The following is a 17,621-nucleotide window of genomic DNA, read 5'->3' as shown; positions in this document are numbered from 1 at the left end:
AAAAATTTCTCTTAAATTAATATAAATTAAGAAACATGGTTAGAGAATACTTTTAAAAACATTTAGTTTATGAAAGATGACTTTTACAAAATATCAATTTAATAATTTTTGTTATTGGCCTTCAAATCCTAAAAAAATTGTGGAATTTATTGGTGGAAGTTATCTAGCTTCTAAACCAGATTTGACTTATAGAAGATTCATAGAGAGTTTAATTAATAAAAACTATGCAGTACATGCATATAAATACACTCCACAATTTGATCACCAACAACTTGCTCTTAAAGCATGGAGGGATTTTAAAAATTGCCGAATATCTTTATCCAAGAGAATAGGAGCATCAATTCCTTCAATAAGAATTGGTCATAGCCTAGGCTGTAAACTTCATCTAATTTCCCCTGATGGTGGAAGAAATTGCGAAAAATTCATATCAATCAGTTTTAATAACTTCAGTGCTAACAAATCAATTCCATTATTGAAACAAATTTCTCAAAAATTAGAATTCAATAGTGAATTCAGTCCAAGCCCTGAAAGAACTTTACGATTAATTGAAAAAACATATCATCAAAAAAATAACTTCCTAATTAAATTCAACTCAGACGAATTAGATCAAACAGATAGATTATTTTCTTGTCTGAAAGCAAGAAAAGAAGATAATTCTAAAGGGGTAATTTTAAAAGGTTCACACACCATAATTGCAAGCGCAGGACTAAGAGAAAATTTTTTGGGAGACTGGGCTGATGATGAATTCAAAAGAAATACTATTAAAAAAATTTCCAATTTAATTGATGAATCTGATTAGGATAATTCTTTCAGCTTTTCCAAAACAGAACTATCTTCAAGAGTACTTATATCACCACTAATTTTTTCTCCAGCAGCCAAAGATCTCAAAATTCGTCTCATAATTTTTCCACTACGTGTTTTGGGAAGGGAGTCAGAAATTATAATTTTTTCAGGCTTTGCGATAATTCCAATTTCATTAACAACATGTTTCTTTAAATTCTCTTCTAATTCTGACGAAATGTTTACATCTTTTTCTAGAGATACAAAAGCAACTATAACTTCACCTTTTAAATCATCTTTTCTACCAACGACTGCAGACTCTGCAACTGATTTATGACTTACCAAAGCAGATTCTATTTCCATTGTTCCTAACCGATGTCCTGAAACACTTATGACATCATCAACTCTTCCCATAATCCATATATATCCATCTTTATCAATGCGTGCTCCATCTCCAGCAAAATAAACATTTTTTTCTCCTTTAAAGGAAATATATTCCCAATAACTCTCCAAATATCTCTCTGAGTTTCCATGAATTGTTCTCATCATTCCTGGCCATGGTTTCTTAATAATTAAATAGCCTCCATCGTTCTCCTTAACCTTATCTCCATTCTTATCGACGATTTCGACTTCGATTCCTGGAAGTGGAAAAGTAGCCGATCCCGGCTTTGTCGGAACAACTCCAGGCAGAGGGCTTATCATTACGCCTCCAGTTTCAGTTTGCCACCAAGTATCAACTATGGGACATTTATTTTTACCAATAACATCTCTATACCACATCCAAGCTTCAGGATTAATTGGTTCTCCAACAGTACCCAATAGCCTGAGACTCTCCAAATTAAAATTATCAGGGATTTCGCGCCCAGACTTCATAAATGCTCTTATCGCAGTTGGTGCGGTATAAAAAATGGAAACCTTATATTTCTGAACAATTTCCCAAAAAGCACCTAAATTCGAAGGCCTTGGAACTCCCTCATACATTAAGGTCGTAGCGCCATTAGATAACGGCCCATAAACTATATAACTGTGGCCAGTAATCCAACCAACATCAGCAGTACACCAGTAAATATCTTCATCTTTTAAATCAAAAATCCATTTAAATGTCAAATGGGACCAAAGATTATAACCCCCTGTAGTATGAACTACACCTTTAGGTTTTCCAGTAGAGCCTGAGGTATAAAGAATAAAAAGTCTATCTTCGCTATTCATTATTTCAGGTTCACACTCATCTTTTTGATCTTTAAATAATTCGTGCCACCAAAAATCTCTATCATCAACCATAGAAATATTTTTTTTTGTTCTTTGAACAACAATTACTTTTTCAACAACTTTATGTGCCCCACTTTCAATTGCTGTATCAACTGCTTGCTTGAGCTCAATTACCTTATCTTTTCTAAAACCACCATCCGCAGTAATAACAAATCTTGCATTTCCATCAATTAATCTATCTTTTAAAGCTTCTGAAGAAAAACCCCCAAATACAACTGAATGCGGGGCCCCAATTCTGGCACAAGCTAGCATCGCAAACATTGCCTCAGGTATCATTGGCATATATATACATACCAAATCTCCTTTTTTTACTCCAATCGCTTTTAATCCATTAGCTGCTTTGCATACTTCTTTTAGGAGTTCATTATAAGTATATTTTTTGTTATCTCCAGGTTCACCTTCCCATATCAGTGCAGTTTTCTCTCCAAGACCTCTCTTAATATGTCTATCTAAGCAATTAAATGTAATATTGATTTTTCCTTCTTTAAACCACTTAAAAAAAGGTGCATTATCGCTATCTAATACAGTTTGAAATGGCTCGAACCAATCTAATTCGGATTTTGCAAAAGATTCCCAAAATTGAGTCGGGTTATCTATTGCTTGTTTTTTTAGACTTAGTAATTCTTCTTGAGTACTAATATTTGAGTTTTCTGCAAATTTTTTTGATGGAGGGAAAATTCTCTTTTCTTCAAGTATGTTATTAATTGAATTTTTCTTATCTAATGCCATTAAATAAATCTATGCTTAATAAATTTAGTCGAAAAAATTATTGTTTTCAAAAATTTTAATATTAATTTAGCTGAAAATTTTTTTTTACTAGATCTAATAAATGCGACCTAGAACAAATTCCGGCAGTGCCATTAAAGCTCTTTTATATTCTGAATCAGGAATCCAAGATATAGCTTCTTTAGAGAGCATTGCAAAATTTTCAGCTAGTTTTCTAGAACTTTCAATGGCATTAGAATTCATAATAATACCAAGAGCATGATCTAAATCATCTTTTTCAACAAGTTCTCTATTTATGAGAACAGACAACTTCTTATTCTCTTCCAAGGCATACAAAACTGGTGCAGTTAGGTATCCACTAGCTAGGTCACTAACAGCAGGTTTTCCGAGTTGTTTATCGTTTCCAGTAAAATCAAGTATGTCATCTACAACTTGGAATGCAAGACCAATATTTTTACCAAAATCGTAAAGAGCATTTAATTTTTCATCATTAAGATCACTTAAAACACCTGCAGCTTTACAACTATTAGCAATTAAAGATGCCGTTTTACAATAACTTTTATTTATGTATTTGGAAAAAGATTGAGCCGAATCGAATCTATTTAAATTCTGTTTAATTTCACCTTCTGCTAAATCCATTATTACTCTACTAAGTAATTTAACAACATTAACATTATCAAGATTGGCTAAATGCCAACTTGCTTGAGCGAATAAAAAATCACCAGCCAATACAGCTACTCGAGTATTAAATCTGCTATGTACAGTATCTACGCCTCTTCTTGTAGAAGCCTCATCAACAACATCATCATGGACTAATGATGCCGTATGAATCATTTCAGTTATTTCAGCAAGTCTTTTATGTTTATCTTTTAAATTAAATTCATGGGATATAGCTTTTGAAATCAACAAAACTATTCCAGGTCTCAGTCTTTTTCCGCCCGCACTAAATAAATGCTCTGCTGCGGCTTGAAGAATTGGATGACCAGCTCCAATTAGATTTTTCAGTTCAAGAATGAGATCATCAAGATCATTTTCAACTGGTTGTAGTAGTTCTGTTACTGTGTTCATTGTTGCCCTCTCTTATATATTAAGGAATCAAACAATGCTTCGGAGGTTAACCAACCTAATTTCTTTATTAATTTCAAGCCAAAATTTTACTTTTTTGGAAAATTCATCTTTTTCTGAAGTAACAAAGAATTTTATATATTCATTTGAAAGACTTTCATAGCAGTCTTTTTTTGAATTAGTAAAAGTTTCATTAAATTTTTTTATTAACGCTTCCGCTGGATCAATAATTTTTATATTTGAATCAACTTTTTTTCTTAAAAAGTCATAAATTAATGGATAATGACTACATCCAAGTATTAATTCTTCAATATTTCTAGTTAATAGAGGTCTTAGATACAAATCCGAAAGATAATCTAATTTATCGAAATTGAGCTTTTCTTTTTCTATTTCTGATACAAATTCTGGACATTCTTGTTGAAATATTTTCAAATTATCCTTTTTAGAATTTAAAGCTTTTTTGTAATATGAAGATCTGACTGTTGTTTTTGTAGCCAACACACCAATTATCTGTTTATTTACTGTTTCAGAAACTGAGTTTATAAGGTCAAAACAAGGAACCTTTAGATTATCTTCCAGAATATCAAGGGCACACGCATTTGTAGTGTTACAAGCAACTAAAAGTGCATCCAAATTCTTATCAACAAAAAAAGTACAAATCTCCTTTGCAATTAATCTTATCTCTTTATTATTTTTGTTCCCAAAAGGTATTCTTTTTGTATCCGCCAAATAAAAAACTTCCATATCATTACGTGTTTTTAGTAAAGAATTAAGGACGGTAAAACCACCTATTCCGCTATCAAATATACCTATTTTAAGTTTCACCCTACTTTATCTAGATATTCGAGGATGCCTTTTGCAATTGCATAGGCTAATCTTTTTCGATGGGTTATTTTTTCTAATCTTCTTGCATCTAATCTTCCCGTTAAAAATCCAATTTCTACAAGAACTGCAGGCATCCTAGTATTTTTAATTACATAAAATCGACCTTGTTTAACTCCTCGATCAGGACTCCCAGGAGAAACTCTTAAAATTTGTTTTTGAATTCTTTTCGCAAGTAATCTTCCTCTCCACCCTCTGTAATAAAAGGTTTCCAATCCATTTATGTCTCTTCTTTTACCTCTTGAGGCATTTGCATGAATACTTACAAAGATATCTGCACCCGTATTATTAGCAATGGAAACTCTTGGAGGCAAATCCAAATCAACTTCATTTGTTCTAGTCATTCTTACTTTGATACCTTTCTCAGAAAGTAATTTTTTAACTATTTTTGAAATCTCTAGAACAACATCTGTTTCTCTAATACCACCAATACCTATTGCTCCTGGATCAGGTCCTCCATGCCCTGGATCGATTACAACCTCAAACTTGTTTCGTTTTACCTCTGGTAGTTTCAAGTAACCATAATTGTTTCTCTTCTTATTAATTAAATTTTGATTTGCTTTGATATTTCCTCTTTTCTTTTCAACTAAACCTTCACCAATCTTTTTAAATGAATATTTTGGGTTAAATAGTTTAATTCTCCATCTATTTTGATCTAAGCCAACCATTTGCCAAGTCAAAGGTTTCAAATAAGTCTCTTCCTTAAATTCAATTACTAATCTTGTTTTACCCTTATCTGGTTTACCTAATCTAATTTCTTTTATTGGGCCATTACCTTTTATTGTTCTGGGATTTTTTAACTCTCCTGGAAAATCTACCCAGAATCTATCGCCCGATATTTGATTAGCCTTCTGAAAGTATGCTTTTAAATTTGTATTTGATTTAGTTCTTAATTCTAAAACCCCATTAGTATTTATTGCCCATGCCGCCAGAGCACTTGAAGATTTAACTGGAAGGATCGAAGAATTTAAAAATAAAAAAACGGATAAATAACGAAAAAGTTTATTTTCTAAAAACTTTATCATTAGTTCGAAAACAATTTGTTTTTTCTATGTTTAAGGCTTGGCATCTGCTCCCTAATTTTCTTTACTCTTTCTTTATCAGCAGGTGCTATTGCAGCTCCCTGAGTTTTTCCAGCATCAGATAAAACTGTACCCCAAGGGTCAATTACCATTGCATGGCCATGACTTTGCCTTCTTCCATAATGAATCCCAGTTTGAGCTGGAGCGACTACATATGCTGTATTCTCAATTGCTCTTGCTTGTAATAGGATTTGCCAATGATCTTTTCCAGTAAATGCTGTAAAAGCTGCGGGAATCATAATTAGCTCTGCACCATTTGAAGACAAATATCTATAGAGTTCAGGAAATCTAACGTCGTAACAAATCGACAATCCTATCTTGCATAAACCTGGGACATCTACAACGGGTGGATACTCTCCTCCGGATAAAATAGTAGATGATTCCTTGTATAAATTTCCATCCGGTAAATCAACATCAAACAAATGAATCTTGTCATATTTTGCCAAAATCTGTCCATCTTTCCCAAATAAGGCTGACCTATTAAAAGTATGACTATCATCACCAGCAGGGACAGGATACCCTCCTCCTAAAAGAAATACTTGATATCTTTGGGACATAGTTTTTAGAAAATTTGCACACTTCTCTGACAATTCAGAAGCTAATCTAAGTTTCTCATCATCTCCTCCTAAAAAAGCAAAATTCTCAGGCAATCCTATTAACTCAGCACCTCTTCTAGCAGCTAATTCAATCTGTTCTTCTGCTTCAGTAAAATTTGCTTCAACATTTGAAGTACTTGTAATTTGCAATGCAGCTACCAAAAAATCAGTCAAGACTTTACTCCTAATGAACCAATTCGTAAATCATGAGGCACGAATTACACCTCTTTCAACTTGAGCCGGAACAATATCTAAGCAATCAAGTTCAGAGCAACATTTAAAATCATCCTCATAATCTCCAAGACTTGTCAATCTTTTGCCATGGGTTGCTGTTTTTAAACATTTCAAAATATCATTTTTCCAGACATCCCAAAGTGCCAAAGCAGCTTGTAATTCATCATTCATAATATTAATTTCGAAACTACAATTCTCTATTAGATATGAGGCCAAAGCACCGGCAGCTAAAGAATCCTCAAGTGAATAAGAGCCTTCCCAACCACTACCAAGTATTAAAATATTTTCACTTTTTAATGAAATGATTTTTTCGGCAACTGCTTTCCTATTTGGAAGACCCATAGCAAATAAATGCTTAGCATTTTGAACTTTTTGCAATGATTTAGTCCCATTAGTTGTACTCATAAATAGTCTTTTACCATTAACAATTTTCTTTGTAACTGATAAAGGAGAATTTCCTAAATCAAAGCCCTCAATCTTCTTTCCACCTCTCTCTCCGATCATTAGTCTCTTTTCAGCTTGCCAGTTAATTGCTGATTCTTTTAATAAATCTAAATCTGCGAAAACTTGTATTGAATCAGCCCCGTTTTTTAAAGCCCAAGAGATTGTAGTTGTAGCTCTTAAAACATCAATGACAACTGCAATGTTTGGACTTATTTCTGGAACATCCTTTGCAACGTGATAATAAGTAAGATTAATAATTAAGTCCTTTTTCTACTCTTATTATAGAAAACAGTTACTTAATTTGATTATTTTTTTTTTAAAAACAAACTTATTGATAATATATAACTAATTTGTTTTTACATAAACTTATCAAGTATTTAATTTGAAAATGAATAATATCCGCACAATAAAAGGTGGAGTTAATTTAATAGGAAAAGTAAAAGTACCTGGAGATAAATCTATTTCTCATAGAGCTTTAATAATAGGAAGTATTGCTAAGGGTGAGACGACTATTGAGGGGTTTTTACATTCTGAAGATCCACTTTCAACTGCTGATTGTCTTAGAAAATTAGGTGTAAACATACCAGAGATAAGAGAAAATGAGCCTTTTACGATTTCAGGATTGGGTCTTAATGGATTTAAAGAGCCCAAAGAAATTCTAAATTGTGGAAATTCGGGAACCACCATGAGATTATTAATGGGGTTACTTGCCGGTCAAGAAGGCAAGAATTTTATCTTAACGGGTGATATTTCTCTTAATGAAAGGCCAATGGGGAGAGTGGGCAAACCATTATCGTTGATGGGTGGCAAAATTTTTGGTAGAGAAAAAGGAAACAAAGCTCCAATCTCAATTGATGGGAATAAACTTAAAGGATGTGTTATTGGAACCCCTGTAGCGAGTGCTCAAGTAAAATCTGCAATTTTATTGGCAGGCCTTAAAGCTTCTGGAACAACTTCTGTTATTGAACCAGCATCTTCAAGAGATCATACTGAAAGAATGTTAAAAGCATTTGGAGCAGACATCAGTATCAGAGGAGAATTAGGAAGAAATGTAGTTATCAAGTCAGGAGGTAACTTAATTGGCCAAAGAATACTGATTCCTGGAGACATAAGCTCTGCTTCTTTTTGGATGATTGCTGCATCTATTGTTCCAAATTCCGAGGTTTTAATTCAGAATGTCGGATTAAATCCAACTAGAACAGGAATTTTGAATGTAATGGATTCAATGGGGTGCAATTATGAGATTTTAGATAAATCGACTATTGCAGGTGAACCTATCGGATCTATTAGAGTAAAGACTTCAAATAATTTAAGATCATTCACTATTGAAGGAGATATTCTCCCAAAACTTATAGATGAGATTCCTATACTAACTGTGGCTGCATGTTTTTGTAATGGAGTTTCTGAAATTAAGGATGCACAGGAATTAAGAGTTAAGGAAACTGACCGATTAAAAGTCATGGCAAGACAGTTGAACAAATTCGGCGCTGAAATAATAGAGAAAGATGATGGGCTAATAATTAATGGTCAATCAAAATTTCATTCCGCGGAAGTAGACAGTGAGACTGATCATCGAGTAGCAATGAGTCTCGCTATTGCTTCACTTCTCGCCAAAGGGACCTCAAAAATAATGAGAGCTGATGCCTCTATCGTATCTTATCCCGCATTTTGGGAAGACCTTGCCAAATTAATTAATTAACTTAAAAGTTTTTGTCTGAATTAATCGAAATTTTAACAAAAGATGGGAGTTACTCTTTAAGAAGTGTATTTTTTCAAGAGAATTTCCATAGTTTATTGGGAGCATTAGAGGAAACAAAATTAAAATTTACATCTCCGTCTGATTTGCAAAGATTTAAGGGCAAATCTCTTAATGTTTTAGATATATGTTTTGGTTTAGGATACAATTCTGCATCTTTATTAAATGAATTAATTAACCAAAAATCATTTTTAAATTTGTATGGTTTGGAGATTGATAAAAAGCCTCTTGAATATTCGCTTAGAAATGAATCTTTCTTGAAATTATGGGTTCCAAAAGTTAAAAAAATATTTGAATCATTGTACCGAAAAAATTACTTTGAGGATCAATTTTTTAAATGTAGTCTTTTGTGGGGAGATGCTAGAGAAAAAATCAATATTATTCCTTCAGCTATTAAATTCGATCTGATTTATTTAGATGGTTTTTCTCCCCAAAAATGCCCTCAAGTTTGGACAATTGAATTTTTATCCAAAGTAACAGAAAAGCTCAATCCCCAAGGTTATTTAATCACTTATTCTTCTTCGGCGGCAGTAAGAAAAACTTTAAGAAATCTTGGATTAGAAATTTTTACTATTAAGTCAAGTTTTAAAAACAGAACTTTTTGGAGTCAAGGGACTGTCGCAATATCAAAATTTGATCAGAATAAATTAAAACCTAATTTCAATTTTGAAAAGTTATCTTTAATGGAAGAAGAACATCTCTTAACAAAAGCTAGTATTCCGTATAGAGATCAAGATTTAAACTCAAGTAAAGACGATATTATTAATAAAAGATTAGAGGAACAATTATTATCAAATCTCTTATCTACAAATAAATGGAGAGAGAAGTGGGGAATGACGAAGTTATCCATTAAGAGTTAAATTTAAATAAGGATTTAAAATAAACATGTTAAGTGTTGCGATATTAGCGGCAGGCAAGGGCACTAGAATGGAAAGCTCATTGCCAAAAGTTTTACATAAAGTTTCTGGCAAAAGTCTTTTACAAAGAGTAATTGATTCATGTGTCGAATTAAAACCTGATCAAATTTTCGTAATTACTGGACACAAATCAAAAGAAGTACAAAAGTCAATACCAAACGATAAAAAAATCCATGTTGTTGTTCAAGAACCTCAATCAGGAACAGGTCATGCTATACAAGTACTTTGTGAAGAAGTCAAAAAACATGAAGGAAAACTTTTGGTACTTAACGGCGATGTTCCTCTCATTAGGCCCAGTACTCTAAAAAGACTTTTGTACTTACACGATTCAAAAAATGCTGATGTTTCTTTAATTACTACAAAGAAAACAAATCCTCATGGATATGGCAGAGTTTTTTTGAAGGGGGGGTTTATAGAGAGAATTGTTGAAGAAAAAGATTGCAATGATCTTGAAAGAGAAAATATATTAATAAATGCTGGTGTTTACTGTTTTAACTGGGGTAATTTGTCAGAAATAATTAATACCTTGCAAAGCAATAATAATCAAAAAGAGATTTACTTAACAGATACAATATCTTTGCTAAAAAATTCCTTAAGCCTCGAGGTAGAGGATAATGGAGAGCTTCAAGGAATTAATAACCGAATTCAACTATCAGAATGTGAGGAAAATATTCAGAATTCAATAAAAGAAAAGCATATGCTTAATGGTGTAACTTTTATAAATAAAGCAAGTTGTTCAATTAGTGAAGAAGCTGAAATTGGTAGGGACGTAATCATAGAGGCTAATACACATATAAGAGGAAACACGAAAATAAAAAGTCATTGCATTATCGGACCAAATACTTTTATTGAGAATTCTAATGTGGGACTAAATTGTGAAATTTCAAACTCTACTGTTTATGCTTCTCAGATAATGGATAATATAAAAATTGGCCCTTATAGTCATATAAGGCCTAATTCCAAAATATCTTCCTTTAGCAAAATAGGTAATTTTGTTGAAATCAAAAATAGTCAATTAGAGGAAGAATCTAAAGTAAACCATTTAAGTTATATAGGAGATTCTATTATTGGAAGATCTACAAATATTGGAGCAGGTACTATCACTGCAAATTTTGATGGTAAGAAAAAACATCAAACAAAAATTGGTAAAAATTCCAGTATTGGTGCGAATACAGTTTTTGTAGCACCAATAAATCTAGGGGAATCAGTTACTACAGGAGCTGGTTCAGTTATCACAAAAGATTCCAAAGATAATTCATTAGCAATCTCAAGAACTAAGCAAGTAAATATAGAAAATTGGGAAAGAAAGAAATCCTAATCTAGTTAATTAATTCAATAATTTTTTCAAGTTGCCAACATCTGCTCCCTTTTATGAGAATAGAATCACCTTTTTTTGTAGATTTGTTTATCTCTTGAGGTATATCTTTAATGTTATTTAAAACAAAGAATTTTTTCATATCTTTTAGATAATTGGTGTAAATTTTTTCATTTTTTTTATCGCAAATAAATAAACACTTTTCTATATCTGAATTATTTATTAAGTTAAATATTTCTTTGTGATATTTTTCGGATTCTTTTCCCAATTCTTGCATACTTCCAAATATGAAAAATTTATTTCTCGGTTTATCAAGTAGGTTTTTAATACATGCTTTTACTGACTCTGGCGAAGCATTATATGATTCATCATATATTGTTGTTTTTACTGATTTGAGAATTTTATTCCTTCCACCTAAACTTACAAAATCAAATTTATTGAAACTTGCAAAATCAATGCCTAGCTCTTTCGCAACTGCATAAGCAAATAAGAAATTCGAAGCATTGTGAAATCCCTCAAATGAAATTTCAAAGGTATTTTCTTCAATTAAAATTGTTTTATTCGAAGGATTATAAAATCCTTGCAAATTATCATCTTTCTTAAAATTCTCCTTTTGATTTTCTATATTGAATAGTTTTACTTTTAACACTCTACCTTTCCAAAATTCTTTTAAAGTTTTTTCTAGGAATGAATCATTTGCTGGAATTATTACAACTCCTTCTGGATTTAAGAACTTACTAATTTCACACTTTGCATAAGTAATATTTTTTTTTGAGCCTAACAATCCAATATGAGCTGTGCCAATGTTAGTAATAACTGCAACATCGGGTTCACTATATTTAGATAAATTCTCAATCTGTCCAGGACCTCTCATTCCCATTTCAAGAACTAAAGCTTTATCCTCTACATCTGTAGCAAGAATAGTAAGACCAACTCCAATCTCATTATTAAAATTTGCATGAGATAATTTAATTCTTCCAAGTTTATTTAAAACTCCACCAATCATTTCTTTTGTTGTTGTTTTACCCACAGAACCAGTTATTGCGACAACAGGGATATTTAATTTTTTTCTTTTTAGCAATGCTAATTTTTGAAATGCCTCTAATGTGTCATTTACAACCCAATAAGGAAAATTACTAGGAAGTAATCTCTGCATCCCTTTTTTAATTACTACTGATTTAACTCCTTTATCTAAAACATCTGGAAGAAAATTATGTCCGTCAAAAGTTTTACCCTTTATAGCTATAAAAAGATCATTTTTAGATAAAGTTCTACTATCAATACTTATATTTTTAAAATTAAAAAAATCTCTTTTCCCCTTGCTCAGATTTTTAATATCCCCCAAAACATTGTTTAATTCTGATAAATAGAATTCCATTAAAATATTAAGTCATACTTTTTTTTAAAGATGGATCAGCCGATTGTCCGTAAGAAAATTTTTCGACCTCAGCAACATCAGGTGATGGTTCTTTCATTCCACAAACATCTTTATACATAATTTCGTATTCGAGTGCAGATCTTTGCCAACTAAACTCTTGACTCATTGCTCTTTTTTGCAATAATTGCCAACTATCTTTATGCCTAAAGGCTTCCCAAGACCTTACTAAAGATGTATAGAAATCTATAGGTTCAAAGCGATCAAAGCAAAAACCCGTACCACTATTATTTTCCGGATCATGAGGTAAAACTGTATCAACTAAACCTCCTACTCGCCTTACTATTGGGATAGAACCATATCTCATAGCAAGTAGTTGACTAATGCCACAAGGTTCAAATCTACTTGGCATTAAGAATGCATCTGAGCCCCCATAGATAAGCCTTGATAAAGAATCATCATAGGTAAGAAATACTGAGAATCTTCCTGGGTAATCTAATGCCAGTTGCCATAATCCAGACTCTAAATATCTATCTCCAGTACCTAAAACAGCAATTTGAGAATCTGTATAGGCTAATAGTCTTCTTGAAACTTGTAAAAGTAAGTCAACACCTTTCTGATCAACTAACCTACTGACCATACCTAAAAGATATTTTTTAGAATTAACTTCGAGACCCATTTCTCTCTGCAGAATTTTTTTATTTTCTAGCCTATTTTCTAAATTCTTAATACTGAATTTTGCAGGTAAAACTGGATCTTTGGCTGGATTCCATGCATCAAGATCTATGCCATTAAGAATCCCTCTTAATTTACCTGAAATATAATTAAGTAATCCTTCGAGGCTTTCCCCGTATTCATGGGTTTTAATCTCATCAGCGTAAGTCGGAGAAACAGCATTGACCCTATCTGCGTATAACATTGCCGCAGCCATTGTGTGGTCTCCATGCATATACCAAGGACACCAAGTCATTTTTTCAAGTTTCCACCTCCATGGGCCTTGGTATTTTAAATTATGAATTGTGAAGACAGTACTAATTTCAGGGTCCTGATGCATCCATACAGGAATCATTCCAGTGTGCCAATCATGGCAATGGAGAACTTGAGGTTTCCAACAATTCCAGGCAAATTCTGCAGTGGCACTAGCAAAAAATGTAAAGCGCCAATCCTCATTTTCGCCCCCGTATATTTGGTCAGAGTCAAATGCTGGATGACCCACTAGGTAAATCACATAATTATGAACGGGATGTTTTGCTTCATATATGGCAAAATCAGTTCCCATTGTATTTGCTCTAAAGACTGGTTCATTCGATACCTCCAAAACACTCCACAATTTTCCATATCCTGGAATTATTACCCTTACATCGTGACCAAGTGTTATCAAAGATGGAGGCAACGAACCAACCACATCTCCCATACCTCCAACTTTGATCATTGGAGCACATTCGGCAGCGGCAAGAAGAATTCTCATTGATAATTATTTAAAAAAGTTCTTTTGAAAAATAAACTAGGGTGTCCACTTATAGTCAGAGAAGTCTGGTGGACGCTTTTCAAGAAAGGCATCTCTACCTTCTTGGGCTTCTTCAGTCGAATAGAATAATTGAGTTGCATATCCAGATAATTCCTGAATACCGGCAATCCCATCATTCTCCGCATTGAATGAAGCTTTAAGAATACGAATAGCAGTTGGACTATTTCGTAAAATCTCTCTTGCCCAGATTACACCCTCAGCTTCTAATTCTTCAATCTTTGTAATTGCATTTATCAAGCCCATATCAAGAGCTTCCTTGGAATTATATTTTCTACATAAAAACCAAATTTCTTTTGCTTTTCTTTGACCAACAAGCCTTGCTAAATAACTAGATCCAAAACCAGCATCAAAACTACCAACTCTTGGGCCTGTTTGACCAAATACTGCATTTTCAGAGGCGATACTGAGATCACAAATTAAATGAAGTACCTGTCCTCCTCCAATTGCAAAACCGGGGACTAAGGCAATAACCACTTTAGGCAAACTTCTGATTAATCTTTGAAGTTCAAGTACATTTAATCTCTGCTTCCCTTCATCATTTTTATACCCATTTTTACCCCTTACACTCTGATCACCTCCAGAGCAAAAAGAATAAATGCCTTTCTTGTCAGGTCCCGCACCTGTAAAGAGAACTACGCCAATAGTTTCATCATTTCTTACGATATCAAATGCGTCAATGAGTTCATCTACAGTTTGTGGCCTAAATGCATTTCTTTTTTCAGGCCGATTAATTGCAATTCTCGCAATTCCCTCATCTGATTTGTGAAACAATATATCCTCATAAGATTTGCACTCTGACCAATTTAAAGTTGTTTTACCAGGTAATACTTTCATGAAATCTAATTATTCAAAAATAAAAAATGATAAATTTAACTGCCAATTATTTTTTCAAGCAGAGCATTTTTTTCACAAATTTCATTTTCTGGATCAACATCAACTTTAATTATTACAGATTTCTGGATAGAAATGCTCCAATCGAATGCCTCTCGTAATTTTTTAAAATTTGCCACGCTTTTAAAGTTTACCTGATAGCCCTCTGCGAGTTTTGGCCAGTTTATTTTTTTTGGCATAAGAAACAGTTTTTTTAAATCATCTTCTTTTAAATTTTTTTTATAAATACGATTAAATATATTTCCGCCATTATTATTTATTAGAAGAATTGTTAAATTCATGTCGATTGAATTTTCAATCAGCCAACCGTTTATATCATGAATAAAAGCCAAATCTCCAGTCACAAGAAGTAGAGGATTTTTAATTCTAGAAATACCTAATGCAAGAGATAAAGTACCGTCTATACCAGAAGCGCCCCTAAAGCTGAAACAGTTTCTTGTTAAAGTAGCATTCTCAGAAAATGTGAGCCAATCTCTAATTGGGCTACTTGCGGAGAGCATTATAGGATTTTCAGCTGGCCAAAGTTTTGGGACAAGGTTTGCAAGCATGTACTCAGTAATTTGATTATCTTGAGTAATTTTATCTTTTAAAACTCCTCTAATCTTCTCGCCTTCCTCCATTAGATCTAAAGCCATTGGAGTAAGAGATTTTTTATTTTTTTCGTTAATTGATAATTCTTCTAGCAATAGAGTAGTAAAATTTGAAAGCCCAAAATCATATTCAAATGATTTTTTTATTGGGTCCAATTTTCTATAGTTTTTTTCTTTTATAAGAATTTGTGTACCTTCGAAAGTTGTTAAAAATTTCTCCAAATCAATAGAAGATGACATGGGGCCAAGCCTCAAAAGTTGATGACAATTTATTGAATTTTTATTTTTTCTTAAGACTAATTCCCAATTCACAACTAATCCTCTCAAATCAGAATTAACTCCTGAAACAGGATCAGCAAATACTGGCCAACCAGTAATTTCTTGCAATCTTTCTAAAGATTTATTGAAAGAAATTAAATCATTTATGGAACCTTGATAGGGACCTACCAAAATAATGCCGGATTCATATAAATTTAAATTTTTTGAAATTTCTAAGAATTTGTTTTTATCAGATTTTATTTCAACTTCCTGAAATATATATTTTTTCTTTAAATAAATTCTTTCAAAAATCTCTAAAACATTTTTTTTATTTAAAAGTGAAATACCTAAAGGCTTATCAATAGGAATATTTAAATGAATAGGCCCAGGGAAAGTTGATATTTGTTTCTCAGTAATTCGAACTAAATTCAGGATTTCGTTTTCTTGTGTTTCATGCAGTCCATTTAGATTTGTACTTAAAACCCTTCTGCAGACTGAAGTCAAAAAATCTTCTTGATTTACTGTTTGATTAGCGCCACAATCTTTTAATCTTAAGGGTCTATCAGCAGTAAGAAATATAATACCTTTACAAGATCGGTCCGCCTCAACTGCTGCTGGCAATAAGTTACTTACGGCAGTCCCAGAAGTGGTAATAACTAAAGAAAGATTACCCGATGCAGCAGAAATCCCAAGAGAGTGGAATCCCGCAGATCTCTCATCTATTGAATTAAAAATATTTACCAGTCCTAATTTATTTAATTCTCCAGCAGCTATCGCTAGGGGTGCTGATCTACTACCTGGACATAGTATTAAATTTTGAACTCCTATTTTTATTAAGAGATTCAAAAGTTGTAAACTTCTAAGAAAATTTTTGCATTCAATAGATGATGTCATAATTTATATAAATGCTTTGGGATTTTCCTTATAACTGAATTAAATAAAACATGTCTACAACTCAAGAAAAAAGAAATTCAATAATAAAAGATTTAAAAAATCTTTTAATCTGGATATCTATAGCTTTAATTATACGATGGCAGGTTATAGAGCCAAGATGGATCCCCTCCGGTTCAATGCTTCCAACTCTTCAAATACAAGATAAAATTCTTGTTGAGAAAGTAACCCCCAAAATCACTTCCAAATCAAATCTTTCAAAATTAAAAAATAAAATAGTTGTTTTTAACGTTCCGGAACAATTAATTAATGCTGGTTATGAAGCAGATACTGCACTAATAAAAAGAGTAATTGGAATACCTGGAGACAAAGTAGAAGTGAGAGATGGTAACCTTTACTTAAATGATATCGCTCAAAAAAATTTCGTTTTTGATAAAAATATTAATTATTCTATAGGGCCTTTTATTGTCCCAGAAGAGTCATTATGGGTGATGGGAGATAATAGAAATAACAGTATGGACTCACATATTTGGGGATTTTTACCCTATGAAAAGGTTATTGGTAAAGCTATTTTTAGATATTGGCCGTTTAATAAAATTGGACCTATTCGGTTCCCTGCCCTTAATACTTTAGATTAATGGGTACGTGATGTTGTAGGGTTTTTATATCTTGAAGTTGTAGAAATGTTTAATCCAGAATTTCTTGCTACTGAAAATAATGATCCAAACGATGAGAATGATTTAATCCAATATTTACAAAAACAATCTCCAGAAGTTTTGCAAAGAGTAGCAAAATCAGCTAGTGAAGATATTCAAGAAATTATTAGACATAATGTTCAAGGTCTTCTTGGAATGCTTCCTTCAGATCAATTTGATGTAAAAATAACATCTTCAAAAGACAACATTGCTAATTTATTATCTTCTGCAATGATGACAGGATATTTCTTAAGGCAAATGGAGCAAAGAAAAGAGCTGGAACAAACTCTTAAAAATGATGAGAACATGTCTATTGAAGAATAATTG

The 17,621-nt window shown here is 32.4% G+C and carries 16 protein-coding genes; 6 read left to right on the top strand and 10 right to left on the bottom strand.

What is annotated here, in order from left to right:
- The first annotated feature begins 76 nt into the window (after positions 1-76).
- Positions 77-799, top strand: a complete 723-nt coding sequence (locus HA141_RS03390; RefSeq protein WP_209116904.1) for a DUF1350 family protein — start codon at positions 77-79, stop codon at positions 797-799.
- Here HA141_RS03390 and acs read toward each other — a convergent pair.
- The 6 genes from acs to HA141_RS03360 form a co-directional block, all read right to left on the bottom strand.
- Complete coding sequence (gene acs / locus HA141_RS03385) at positions 796-2,778, bottom strand: acetate--CoA ligase (protein WP_209116902.1); 1,983 nt, start codon at positions 2,776-2,778, stop codon at positions 796-798. The genes HA141_RS03390 and acs overlap by 4 nt on opposite strands.
- Positions 2,779-2,871: 93 nt before the next feature.
- Positions 2,872-3,843, bottom strand: a complete 972-nt coding sequence (sds, locus tag HA141_RS03380; protein WP_209116900.1) for a solanesyl diphosphate synthase — start codon at positions 3,841-3,843, stop codon at positions 2,872-2,874.
- Between the two features lie 27 nt (positions 3,844-3,870).
- Complete coding sequence (gene murI, locus HA141_RS03375) at positions 3,871-4,665, bottom strand: glutamate racemase (RefSeq protein WP_209116898.1); 795 nt, start codon at positions 4,663-4,665, stop codon at positions 3,871-3,873.
- The gene (locus tag HA141_RS03370; protein WP_209116896.1) at positions 4,662-5,747 is read right to left on the bottom strand and encodes an N-acetylmuramoyl-L-alanine amidase; all 1,086 of its coding nucleotides are present in this window, start codon (positions 5,745-5,747) and stop codon (positions 4,662-4,664) included. Before HA141_RS03370 ends, murI begins: the two co-directional genes overlap by 4 nt.
- Positions 5,747-6,574: a carbon-nitrogen hydrolase family protein gene (locus HA141_RS03365; RefSeq protein WP_209116894.1), complete on the bottom strand. Its 828-nt coding sequence runs from the start codon at positions 6,572-6,574 to the stop codon at positions 5,747-5,749. The genes HA141_RS03370 and HA141_RS03365 overlap by 1 nt, the downstream gene beginning before the upstream one ends.
- A gap of 30 nt (positions 6,575-6,604) precedes the next feature.
- Positions 6,605-7,333 (bottom strand): 2-phosphosulfolactate phosphatase family protein, encoded by a 729-nt coding sequence (locus tag HA141_RS03360; RefSeq protein WP_209117909.1) that lies wholly within the window; start codon positions 7,331-7,333, stop codon positions 6,605-6,607.
- Between the two features lie 127 nt (positions 7,334-7,460).
- On the opposite strand from HA141_RS03360, the gene aroA reads away from it, so the two are divergent.
- From aroA to glmU, 3 genes are read left to right on the top strand one after another with little or no spacing between them, the layout of a single operon-like run.
- Positions 7,461-8,777 (top strand): 3-phosphoshikimate 1-carboxyvinyltransferase, encoded by a 1,317-nt coding sequence (aroA, locus tag HA141_RS03355; protein WP_209116892.1) that lies wholly within the window; start codon positions 7,461-7,463, stop codon positions 8,775-8,777.
- An 11-nt stretch (positions 8,778-8,788) separates the two neighbouring features.
- Positions 8,789-9,694: a tRNA (5-methylaminomethyl-2-thiouridine)(34)-methyltransferase MnmD gene (locus tag HA141_RS03350; RefSeq protein ID WP_209116890.1), complete on the top strand. Its 906-nt coding sequence runs from the start codon at positions 8,789-8,791 to the stop codon at positions 9,692-9,694.
- Between the two features lie 25 nt (positions 9,695-9,719).
- Entirely contained in the window at positions 9,720-11,069 is a 1,350-nt protein-coding gene (glmU, locus tag HA141_RS03345; RefSeq protein WP_209116888.1) for a bifunctional UDP-N-acetylglucosamine diphosphorylase/glucosamine-1-phosphate N-acetyltransferase GlmU, read from the top strand.
- A gap of 1 nt (position 11,070) precedes the next feature.
- On the opposite strand, the gene HA141_RS03340 is transcribed toward glmU, so the two are convergent.
- The 4 genes from HA141_RS03340 to menD are packed head-to-tail and all read right to left on the bottom strand — an operon-like array spanning position 11,071 to position 16,602.
- Complete coding sequence (locus HA141_RS03340) at positions 11,071-12,444, bottom strand: UDP-N-acetylmuramoyl-tripeptide--D-alanyl-D-alanine ligase (protein ID WP_209116886.1); 1,374 nt, start codon at positions 12,442-12,444, stop codon at positions 11,071-11,073.
- Between the two features lie 7 nt (positions 12,445-12,451).
- On the bottom strand, positions 12,452-13,909 hold the full coding sequence (glgA, locus tag HA141_RS03335) for a glycogen synthase GlgA (RefSeq protein ID WP_209116884.1): 1,458 nt from the start codon (positions 13,907-13,909) through the stop codon (positions 12,452-12,454).
- A gap of 36 nt (positions 13,910-13,945) precedes the next feature.
- Positions 13,946-14,803, bottom strand: a complete 858-nt coding sequence (menB, locus tag HA141_RS03330) for a 1,4-dihydroxy-2-naphthoyl-CoA synthase (protein WP_209116882.1) — start codon at positions 14,801-14,803, stop codon at positions 13,946-13,948.
- A gap of 35 nt (positions 14,804-14,838) precedes the next feature.
- Positions 14,839-16,602, bottom strand: coding sequence for a 2-succinyl-5-enolpyruvyl-6-hydroxy-3-cyclohexene-1-carboxylic-acid synthase (menD, locus tag HA141_RS03325; RefSeq protein WP_209116879.1), 1,764 nt, complete (start codon positions 16,600-16,602; stop codon positions 14,839-14,841).
- Between the two features lie 50 nt (positions 16,603-16,652).
- On the opposite strand from menD, the gene lepB reads away from it, so the two are divergent.
- Both lepB and HA141_RS03315 read left to right on the top strand, forming a co-directional pair.
- Positions 16,653-17,237 (top strand): signal peptidase I, encoded by a 585-nt coding sequence (gene lepB, locus HA141_RS03320; RefSeq protein ID WP_209116877.1) that lies wholly within the window; start codon positions 16,653-16,655, stop codon positions 17,235-17,237.
- Between the two features lie 45 nt (positions 17,238-17,282).
- The gene (locus HA141_RS03315) at positions 17,283-17,618 is read left to right on the top strand and encodes a DUF760 domain-containing protein (protein WP_012007422.1); all 336 of its coding nucleotides are present in this window, start codon (positions 17,283-17,285) and stop codon (positions 17,616-17,618) included.
- The last annotated feature ends 3 nt before the right edge of the window (positions 17,619-17,621 follow it).

The sequence above is a fragment of the Prochlorococcus marinus XMU1402 genome (assembly GCF_017696205.1).
Classification (GTDB): Bacteria; Cyanobacteriota; Cyanobacteriia; order PCC-6307; family Cyanobiaceae; genus Prochlorococcus_A; species Prochlorococcus_A marinus_AC.
The sequence above is the reverse complement of the archived record's forward strand: the minus strand, read 5'-3'. Positions and strand labels throughout refer to the sequence as shown.

What these genes read in the sequence shown, in the direction of transcription:
- HA141_RS03340 (WP_209116886.1), bottom strand. Translation starts at nt 12,444, where the DNA reads ATGGAATTCTATTTATCAGAATTAAACAATGTTTTGGGGGATATTAAA.
- HA141_RS03315 (WP_012007422.1), top strand. Translation starts at nt 17,283, where the DNA reads ATGTTTAATCCAGAATTTCTTGCTACTGAAAATAATGATCCAAACGAT.
- HA141_RS03390 (WP_209116904.1), top strand. Translation starts at nt 77, where the DNA reads ATGACTTTTACAAAATATCAATTTAATAATTTTTGTTATTGGCCTTCA.
- HA141_RS03370 (WP_209116896.1), bottom strand. Translation starts at nt 5,747, where the DNA reads ATGATAAAGTTTTTAGAAAATAAACTTTTTCGTTATTTATCCGTTTTT.
- glmU (WP_209116888.1), top strand. Translation starts at nt 9,720, where the DNA reads ATGTTAAGTGTTGCGATATTAGCGGCAGGCAAGGGCACTAGAATGGAA.
- menB (WP_209116882.1), bottom strand. Translation starts at nt 14,803, where the DNA reads ATGAAAGTATTACCTGGTAAAACAACTTTAAATTGGTCAGAGTGCAAA.
- menD (WP_209116879.1), bottom strand. Translation starts at nt 16,602, where the DNA reads ATGACATCATCTATTGAATGCAAAAATTTTCTTAGAAGTTTACAACTT.
- acs (WP_209116902.1), bottom strand. Translation starts at nt 2,778, where the DNA reads ATGGCATTAGATAAGAAAAATTCAATTAATAACATACTTGAAGAAAAG.
- lepB (WP_209116877.1), top strand. Translation starts at nt 16,653, where the DNA reads ATGTCTACAACTCAAGAAAAAAGAAATTCAATAATAAAAGATTTAAAA.
- sds (WP_209116900.1), bottom strand. Translation starts at nt 3,843, where the DNA reads ATGAACACAGTAACAGAACTACTACAACCAGTTGAAAATGATCTTGAT.
- glgA (WP_209116884.1), bottom strand. Translation starts at nt 13,909, where the DNA reads ATGAGAATTCTTCTTGCCGCTGCCGAATGTGCTCCAATGATCAAAGTT.